The organism is Streptomyces sp. KL116D (genome assembly GCF_030766975.1).
GTDB lineage: Bacteria > Actinomycetota > Actinomycetes > Streptomycetales > Streptomycetaceae > Streptomyces > Streptomyces longispororuber_A.
On sequence record NZ_JASERH010000120.1, the window covers coordinates 23,182 to 30,043 of the forward strand.

A 6,862-nucleotide genomic window follows, 5' to 3' on the forward strand; every position below is an offset into this window, starting at 1 on the left:
TTCGAAGAGCCAGTACAGGAGAGTTCATGCGCATCGCCAACCTGTCCGGACGGCTGGTACTCGTCTCGCACGACCGGGCCGTGGACGTGCACGAGGCCAGTGGCCACCGGTTCTCGCCCAACCCCCAGGCTGTCTACGAACGCTGGGAGGAATTCCGGACCTGGGCCGCGGGTGCGGACCTCGGTACGGGAACCCCCTTCGACGCCGCCGATCTCGGCGCTCCGGCGCCGGCACCACGCCAGCTCCTCGCCATCGGCCTCAACTACCGCGAACACGTCGCCGAGGCCGGGTACGGCACGCCCGAAGGCATGCCACCCCGTCTTCACCAAATTCACCAGCAGCATCACCGGCCCCGTCACCGACGTGGTGCTGCCGGAGGGAAGGCAACACGGACTGGGAGGTGGAACTGGTCGTCGTCATTGGCCGCCATGCCCGAGACGTACGGGAAGCGGACGCGTGGGACCACGTGGCCGGCCTGACGATCGGCCAGGACCTGTCTGAACGCGTCCTGCAAATGAGCGGGCCGGCGCCGCAGTTCAGCCTGGCGGAAGTCCTACCCGGGCTTCTCGCCCATGGGCCCCCTGCCTCGTCACCCCCGACGAGTTCGACGACCCCGACAACCTCTACCTCATGTGCAGCATCAACGGTGAGCGCGTGCAGCACGCCTCCACCCAGCAGCTCATCTTCCCCGTGTCGGCTCTCATCGCGAAGTTGTCGGCGGTACTGCCGCTGTCGCCCGGGGGACGTCATCTACACCGGTACACCGTCGGGCGTCGGACTCGGCCGTACGCCCCAGCGGTGGCTGAAGGCAGGGCGACGAACTCGTCAGTTCGATCCACGGAATCGGCGAGCTGCGGCGGCGGTTGCTGGCCGCCTGACCTCACCTGCCGGGGATGCCCCACCGCGCCAAGAGGCGCGCCCACGCTGATGTTCACCCACGTTCGAAAGAGGTTCGCAGGCTCGTGTTCCATCGCATTCTCGTTGCCGTCGATTCCAGTCCGGCACGCCACTCCCACGGTACGTACGGTCGGTGAGCTGGCCCGGCTCACTGGGGCCACGGTCAGCGTTCTGCACGTCGTTGCCACCGCAGCCGAGCTCGCTGCCGTGGTCCCGTTGGAGTCCGACGCGGAAGCCAAGGCGGTCCTCGACGAGGCGGTCTCCGCGCTGCGGGACATGGGTGTCTCCGCCGAAGGCACCCTCGTCAGCGCCCTGACGACCGAGGTGTCCGCCGTCATCTCGTCCGCGGCTGCCGGTTATCAGGCCGATCTGCTGGTCCTGAGGGTCCCCCATCGGCACGGGCTGTTCGCAGCCCTGCTCAACCTCGCGTCAGCGACGCCGTCGTCCACGGCAGCCGCATCCCCGTACTCCTGGCTCCCGGGAACGACAGGCGCTGAGAGGCGCGGCGGGGGCGCGGACACGGTGCGTCAGCCGCCCAGCGAGGGCTGCCCTGCCGCTGTGGCGTACGCGCTCCACGGGCGCGCGCTCCCATCGCTCCGCTGTGCCCTCCGGCCGCATCGCCGTGCGCTCACCCGGCCGGCCCCCACCGCCAACTGCCGCCATTCGAAGCCATGTTCATCCACTATCTCGGTCGCCCCGCACTCTCGGGGGCGCGTCCACCCGACTCGACCTGTGAAGAAGGAGGCTCGCTGACCACGCTCCTCAGGAGACTGCGCACCGGCCTTCTGGCCTCAGCGGTGATGACAGCCATCGCCGTGACCTCGGACAGCTCCGTGACCACGGCCGCGGCCGCCCAGCCGCAGAGCACGCGCTTCGTGGCGCACCTCGACATAGCCAAGGGGCAGCGTCCGGAGAACATCACCCTGGAGCCCGACGGCAGCGCCGTGGTGACCTTCGCCTACAGCCGACAGATCGCCCGGATCACCACAGATGGCAAGGTGCGGATCCTTGCCACACTGCCTGCCCCGGCGGCCGGATCCACCACTCCGGCCCTCTCGCAGCCGTTCCTCGGCGGCATCGTCCGCGCCGACGACGGCACCCTGTACTTCCTCTACGCCACCGGCAGCAGCGATCTGACCGGCGTGTGGCGGCTGCGCGCCGACGGCACTCCGCAGCGCATTGCCGCGCTTCCCGCCGGAGGGCCCTCCCCCAACGGCCTGGCCCTCGACCGGAGTGCACACCGTCTCTACGTGGCCGACTCGGTTCTCGGCACCATCTGGAGCGTCCCCCACCGGAGGCGGCCCCACCCGTGTGGAGTACCGGCCCCGAACTGGCCGCGGCCGGATTCCCTCGGAGCGAACAGCATCAAGGTACTAAGAGATCTGTGTGGGTCTCAACTTGGACCAGGGCACCATGCTGCGCATCCTGGTCACCCGGCAGAGCGGCGCCGGGCCCATCGAGACCCGCGCGACGGGACTGGCCAATATTGACGACTTCGTGTTCACCGGCTCCGGCGACACTCTGCTGGCCGCGATCAACGCGGACAACACGATCGCGCTGGTCAGGGCCGAACGGCAGCCACACCGTCGATGCTGACCGGAGCCGACGGACTCCAGAACCACGTCGCTCGCGTTGCGTGGCCACGATCGACCATCGCCAGCGGCGCCTACTTCACCAACATCGATCCGAACCTGCTCACCGTGCGGACTGCGGCGCGTCCGTAGGACAGGCGCACAGGGGATGCTCTGGATCCGGCGCTCACCATCACCCGGTTGTGGCCACCGGATACAGGAGCCGCCTCGGATGTATCAGCGCCCGGCTGACCGGATCTGAGGGACTGGATCCAGGCCGGCACCGGTGGTCGGCCGGGACGGCGCGCGTCGTTGGTTGGTTCAGCGATGGGGACTTCAGCGCCCATCTCATTCCGGAATTCAGTGAATGAACTCACTCGTATATGTGCCGCGCCACCGTGGCCTGGAGGGCACAGACAGCTCATGAACGGCACTGATGCCGGCACCAGGGAAAGGCCGGACGACAGCTGCCCTGCCGGGAACGCCCTGCGCCGTCGAGCAGGGCCCGCCGGCCGCCCCGACGCGCTCCAGCGCCCGGGCCTCGCCCTCGCCGTGGCGGTGCCGCCACCGCGGTCGCCCTGATGACCTACACCGCGCCGATGGTGACCCTCTCGAGGGCGGCTTCCGACCTACCACCCCGCTCTCCGCCCAGGCGTGGCCGCTGAGACAGGGCTCACTGGGCCTGGCCGCCCTGCTGCTGGTCGGAGGCAGCCTCGCCGACGACTTCGGCCGCCGCCGGATCTTCGTTTCCGGCACGTTCGCCTCGGGTTGGCGACAGCTCTGGGTGCGCTCGCACCGTCGACCACACTGTTCACCCTCGCGCATCGCCCAGGGCGCCGCCGGCGCCGCGCTCTTGCGACAGCCTGGGACTGATCGTCCACGCCTACTCCACCCCCAGGGCAGGATCCGAGCGACCGGAGTTTGGGAGCATTCGTGAGCGGCGGGATCGCGGTGGGGCCGCTTCTTACGGTTCGATGCCGTCTTGGCGTCGTCGTATGTGGTGCTGAGTGTTGCCGCGCTGATCGTGGCGGGGTGCGGTCTGTGCGGGCTCTCGAGTCACGCTCTCCGCGCCGCGGGCGGACGGATGTCGTCGGCGCCCTGGCCTTCGCGGCTGCGCTGGTGGCGTTGGTGGCGGCGCTGACCCTGGGCCGGGACGGCTGGCTGCGAGTGCCGTTGCTCTTCTGCTCGTCGCCGCAATTCTCCTGACGGCCGTGTTCGCCCTGTATGAAATGGCTTGGGTAACGCGCCGATGATCGACTTAGCGCTGCTGCGCGACCGCTCTTCCTGGCTTCGTCCGTCGAGGGGACTGTTCACCGGCCTCGCGGTGATAGGCCTGTTCAGCTTCCTGCCCACGATGCTCCAGCAGGTCTCTGGGGCTGTCGGCGATCAGCACGGCCTGGCTGTTTCTCGCTCTGGTCGGGCACGTCCTTCGTGGTCGCCCATCCTGGCGCGCCACCTCGGCGGCCGCCTGTCCCACCGCGCCAGATGGTCATCGAGCTTTGTTCTGCACGCGGCCGGGACCTTGGGGATGCTGGGCGCGGTCGGCGCCGGTTCCTGGATGCGCCTGCTGCCGGGACTCGTGGTGGCAGGAGTGGGCAGCGGCCTCGCTGAATGCAGCGCTGCCGCTGCTGGCCGTCGACTCGGTGTCGGCAGTCCCGCGGCCATGGGGTCAGGGGCGCAGCAGTCCTTCCGCTACCTCGGTTCTTGTGCCGGCGTAGCACTGACGATCGCGCTCACCACGTCGGCCCACGACATGGCCGGGAGCGAACGAAGGCGATGGTGGTGTCGGCAGGGCCTGACGCTGGTGGCCGCGCTGGGCATGGGCCCGCTCCGGGAGCGAGGACGGGCAGTGCCGAACTGAGGCCACGGGATCGTCCCCTTGGCCGATGTGGTGGCGCGCCGCTGACGCGGGACGGGTGTGACCAGACTCAGGACAAGAAGTCGAGGACGGCTACTACGGTCTGGGCTAGCCGGCCCCGACGGCGGTGCTTTCGCGAGCAGTAGTAGCGCGCGTGAACCAGCGGCCCGTCTGTTCGACCGACGCGCCGCAGTGGCAGGTCTGCGGCTCGCGGATGCGTTCGATCGAGATCCACAGCATGAGCTTGACGGTACCCGGGTGGCGAGGCTCCCGGGAGGCACCGCGCGAGTTCCGGACCCGCCGCGTGTCCGGCTCCTGTCGGGCCACGGACCCGCCGGCGGGACCTCTGCTCGGCCTGGCCGGTCGGACGCCGCTGGCGACCAGGGCATGTCTTCGTTCGACAGAAGGCTTGTTGAAGTGCGCGGTCCCACGTCAAGGCTCACGGCCACCGCATGACTTCCAGGGGCAAAGCCCTGGTCGCAGGCGGTGGCCGTGGCGCTCTATACCGGGCCGGACGCCGGTTACGACCGTTGAGGGAAAGCCTCAGAAGGTCAGGCTCCAGCGCTGGAGATGCGCCCGGGTCCAGATCGAAGATGCCGGGGTGCCGTCGGTGACGCGTAGCTTCCAGGTGCCTACCGCGGGCACCGCTGAGGCGTCGACCGTGTAGGTCTCGTGCAGGCTGGGCGTGAGCACCCAGGGTCCCCAGGGTGACGTGGATGGCGGTGCCGTCGGGGGGCGATCAGGTCGATCACCATGGCATTGCTGAACTCGTGGTCGAGATCGATCGAGACCTATGAGGTCATTAGGGTGCGTTGCCCGGCTTTCTCCGGACGACCAGTGGGGACTCGACCACGCCCCGCGGGGATCACATACGTGGTGGGGTTGACGAAGAAGTGTCCGCCGGATTCAAGAGCGGTCCAGGTGAACGGGAACTTCCGGATGTTCCTCGCCGCGTCCGTGATGATGATGACCGAGTCGTAGTCACCGGCCTTGCCGGGCGTGCCGGTGATCAGACCGGTGGTGTGGTTGATCGACAGCCCCCTGGGGCAGCGACTTGGCGGAGTAGGTCAGCGGGCCGGGACGACTGCTGGATGCCGTGATCTGACGGCTGACCGGCTGGCCGACCGCCACCGGCTCGGTCGGCAGTGGTTCCGCGGCGATGTGGTTGACGTAGCGGATCCCGACGTTGACGGCCGCCCAGGCGTTGGCGACGGACTCGTAGGCGTCGCTCTTGGCGCCGTAGAGGTCGGCGGCGGCCTGGAGCGTCGCGGTCCGGGCGCCGGCGTAGTCGGTGGTGCTGGTCATGTAGACGGTGAGCGCGCGGCACACCACGGCCGAGGGCGTCCGGTCAGTCCGACGCCCGCCACGGTGAGCCCGTCGTACGTGGGGCTGTCGTAGTCCACGCCGCTGATGGTCTTCTGTCCGCTGCCCTCGGCAGTGGGTAGAAGAAGTGGTCGCCCACCCCCGGCCACCATGTGCGGCTCCTGCCCCTTCGCCTGCGGCGTCCAGTAGTCCAAAGGGCGCGTGGCCGACGGAGCTGATGCCGGCCTTGGAGGGACGGTCCATGTAGCGGATGGGCTTGCCGTCGCCGTGCAGGTCGTCCAACTCGGCCATCGTAGTAGTCCGGGTACGTCGTTGGGGTTGTCGGCGTGGAACTCGACGGCGGCGGCCATCATGTCGCTGATCGCTTCGTTGAGGCCCGGCGATTCGCCGTTGTTGCCCAGTCCGGCGGTGGCGGAGGTGACTCCGTGCGCGTCATCTCGTGCGCGGCGATGTCCAGGGACGTCACCGGGTGCTGTCCGTCCCGCGCCGTCGCCGTAGCTCATGCAGAAGCAGCCGTCCTGCCAGTTGGCGTTGGCGGGGGACGCCTTTCACGGATTCGTAGTGGACGGAGGAACTGCTACCGCGGCCGTCGTTAGCTATGCCGTTGCGGCCGAAGTTGTCGTGGTAGAGAGTCCCACGTCGTCTGCGCGCCGTAGGCCGCGTCCACCGCGGCGGTCTCGGGGTTCGCCGCCGTTCCGTCGCCCCACGTCGTCAGCGTCGGTGAACAGGACCCCCGTTGGATTCTGTCGCTGGAGTCCCGAGGTCGGTGCTGACCGTGCGCGGGGTCGATCAGGGCGTACGTGCCGTCGTCCTGGCGGGTGGAACCGATCGTGACCTGCCACGCTGTAGAGGCTGTTGCCCTGGCGGAGGACTACGTGTTCGGCGTTCTCAGAATTGGCACCGCTCGCGGCGTCGATTTTGACGTGGCGTTCGCTGGGGGACCCACGTGCTGCAGGCCGGTGACGACTGTCTCCCAGCAGGCCAGCTGGGGCTTGTCGTTCATCATCCAGACGACCTGGCGGGGGCGTTGCGTGCGTTTCCCTTGCGGAATTTACGGCGCGGCTTTGCTCGGGCCCGACTTCTTCGCGGTGCCGGCCGACACCTTGGCCTTGGCGTCGGGAGGGTCAGCTGCATAGGCGTAGGTGACGGTGTGGGACCATTCGTGCTGATGGACCACAGGTCTCCGCCGATCACGGGCGGTCCGGCATACGTC

7 protein-coding genes and 2 pseudogenes are annotated in these 6,862 nt (G+C 68.8%); 4 read left to right on the top strand and 5 right to left on the bottom strand.

Annotated features, from left to right (window positions below):
• Nucleotides 1-26: 26 nt before the first annotated feature.
• From RBJ77_RS45120 to RBJ77_RS45135, 4 genes and pseudogenes are all read left to right on the top strand, one after another.
• Nucleotides 27-878 (top strand): annotated as a pseudogene (locus RBJ77_RS45120) (fumarylacetoacetate hydrolase family protein).
• A 690-nt stretch (nt 879-1,568) separates the two neighbouring features.
• Nucleotides 1,569-2,387 carry a hypothetical protein gene (locus RBJ77_RS45125; protein WP_372350287.1) on the top strand — a complete coding sequence of 273 codons (819 nt, stop codon included), beginning with the start codon at nt 1,569-1,571 and terminating at the stop codon, nt 2,385-2,387.
• Between the two features lie 504 nt (nt 2,388-2,891).
• Nucleotides 2,892-3,050: a hypothetical protein gene (locus tag RBJ77_RS45130; RefSeq protein WP_372350288.1), complete on the top strand. Its 159-nt coding sequence runs from the start codon at nt 2,892-2,894 to the stop codon at nt 3,048-3,050.
• Nucleotides 3,050-4,329: pseudogene (locus RBJ77_RS45135) on the top strand (MFS transporter). The gene RBJ77_RS45130 and the pseudogene RBJ77_RS45135 overlap by 1 nt, the downstream one beginning before the upstream one ends.
• Before the next feature lie 105 nt (nt 4,330-4,434).
• Here the strand turns inward: RBJ77_RS45135 and RBJ77_RS45140 are convergent.
• The 5 genes from RBJ77_RS45140 to RBJ77_RS45160 all read right to left on the bottom strand — a co-directional run bounded on the left by RBJ77_RS45140 (nt 4,435) and on the right by RBJ77_RS45160 (nt 6,478).
• Nucleotides 4,435-4,566, bottom strand: coding sequence for a hypothetical protein (locus RBJ77_RS45140; protein WP_372348518.1), 132 nt, complete (start codon nt 4,564-4,566; stop codon nt 4,435-4,437).
• A 303-nt stretch (nt 4,567-4,869) separates the two neighbouring features.
• Entirely contained in the window at nt 4,870-5,019 is a 150-nt protein-coding gene (locus tag RBJ77_RS45145; RefSeq protein WP_372350289.1) for a proprotein convertase P-domain-containing protein, read from the bottom strand.
• A gap of 98 nt (nt 5,020-5,117) precedes the next feature.
• Nucleotides 5,118-5,363, bottom strand: a complete 246-nt coding sequence (locus RBJ77_RS45150; protein WP_372350293.1) for a putative Ig domain-containing protein — start codon at nt 5,361-5,363, stop codon at nt 5,118-5,120.
• Nucleotides 5,308-5,940, bottom strand: a complete 633-nt coding sequence (locus RBJ77_RS45155; protein WP_372350290.1) for a M4 family metallopeptidase — start codon at nt 5,938-5,940, stop codon at nt 5,308-5,310. The genes RBJ77_RS45150 and RBJ77_RS45155 overlap by 56 nt, the downstream gene beginning before the upstream one ends.
• Nucleotides 5,941-6,241: 301 nt before the next feature.
• On the bottom strand, nt 6,242-6,478 hold the full coding sequence (locus tag RBJ77_RS45160) for a hypothetical protein (protein ID WP_372350294.1): 237 nt from the start codon (nt 6,476-6,478) through the stop codon (nt 6,242-6,244).
• Nucleotides 6,479-6,862: the final 384 nt, after the last annotated feature.

Coding starts and splice junctions, on each gene's coding strand:
- RBJ77_RS45125 (WP_372350287.1), top strand. CDS start 1,569: ATGTTCATCCACTATCTCGGTCGCCCCGCACTCTCGGGGGCGCGTCCA.
- RBJ77_RS45130 (WP_372350288.1), top strand. CDS start 2,892: ATGAACGGCACTGATGCCGGCACCAGGGAAAGGCCGGACGACAGCTGC.
- RBJ77_RS45140 (WP_372348518.1), bottom strand. CDS start 4,566: ATGCTGTGGATCTCGATCGAACGCATCCGCGAGCCGCAGACCTGCCAC.
- RBJ77_RS45155 (WP_372350290.1), bottom strand. CDS start 5,940: ATGGCCGAGTTGGACGACCTGCACGGCGACGGCAAGCCCATCCGCTAC.